Raw genomic sequence first — 1,424 nt, forward strand, 5'->3', positions numbered from 1 at the left:
GCCGCTGGTGCTGCTGTACGCTTCGCCAGTCACGCAAGCCTATTTCGCCCGCGCTGGCATCGATGACAAGAGCGCGGTGCAGGCCTGGGAACATTTTCTGCGCAAGTACAAGATCCCGTTCATGACGACCGCTTCGGTTGAGGCGCTCGAACGCAGCGCCGCTCCCGTGCTGCTGCTGCCGTCGGCGGTCGCGCTGTCGGAGCGGGAGATGCAGGCGGTGGTCGCATTCAGGGCCAATGGCGGCGGCGTGCTGTCGACCTGGCAGACCGGCGTGTTCAATGAAAAAGGGGAGGCGCGCGGCTATGCCTTCATGGAAAGCGCGCTCGACGTCAAGGTCGCCGGCAGCACGGAAGCGGACGAGAACGACAGTTTCCTCATTCCCTCCGGCGACAATCCCGTATCCCATTACCTGCCGGCCGGATTGCGCGTGTGGACCGAGCGCGTCAAGGGCTGGTATCCGCTGCGGCTGGCCGGACAACACACCGCGGCGCGCATCATGGACTGGTCGCGCAGTGCCCCGGAGGGCAAGGTCACGGGCGGGATCGTGTTCGGCGAGCGCGGCGCGCCGGCGCAGAAAGCCTCGCGCGCGGTGGCATTCGGCTTTCCGGAACGGCTGTGGACATCGGCCGATGCAAAGGCGATCGAGTCGCTCGCGCACAATGCATTGACCTGGCTGCTGCGCATCCCCGACGCCTATCTCGCCGCATGGCCGCACCCGTACGGCAGCGCGACGGTGCTGGCGATCGACCTGGCCGACACGCCGGGCGACACCGACCTCGACACCGCCAGGCTGGTCGGCGACCTCGGCGGCAAGGCGAGCTTTTTCGTCCTGTCGGAACATGCGGCCGGCTCGGCCGACCTGCTCAAGAAAATTCCCGCGCAGGGGCATGAACTCGGCCATCTCGGCGACCGCTTCGACGGATTCAAGAATCAGCCGCCGGCGGTGCAGGTCAAGCGCATCGACACAATGCTGGCCGAGATGAAAGCGGCCGGCCTGGACTTCGCGTCGGCCGGATTTCATCCGCCGATGGAATCCCACGACCAGGCGACCGAGCGCGCGCTGCAGGAGCGCGGATTCGACTACGTGATCGGCGGCATGGACGCTTCCGAGGCGCGCCTGCCGACGCCGTCGTCCGGCGCTGCGGCCGGTGGCGCGCTCCGTCCGCTGCTGATCCTGCCGCGCACCCAGAACGGGCCGGAAGACTGGCTGGCGGAGGGGGATGCCGCCGCCGGCATGAAAAACTTCTTCCAGGAGTCCGATATCGCCGAACGGATGGGCGGCTTGTCCATCCTGCGCATCCCGGGAGTAACCATGCTCACCGGCCCGCAACTGGCCGAGATCGGCGCCTGGCTCAAGCAAAGGCGGGAGCGCATGTGGCTGGCGAGCGCCGCGCAGGTGGCCGGCTGGTGGCGCGCGCGCGAAG

1 protein-coding gene is annotated in these 1,424 nt (G+C 67.8%); it reads left to right on the forward strand.

The genetic code is table 11. The features are described from left to right. A partial coding sequence (locus A6M56_RS11070) for a polysaccharide deacetylase family protein (RefSeq protein WP_286758130.1) occupies positions 1–1,424 on the forward strand: 1,424 nt, incomplete at both ends.

The sequence above is a fragment of the Ralstonia sp. RL genome (assembly GCF_001683835.1).
GTDB lineage: Bacteria > Pseudomonadota > Gammaproteobacteria > Burkholderiales > Burkholderiaceae > Ralstonia > Ralstonia mannitolilytica.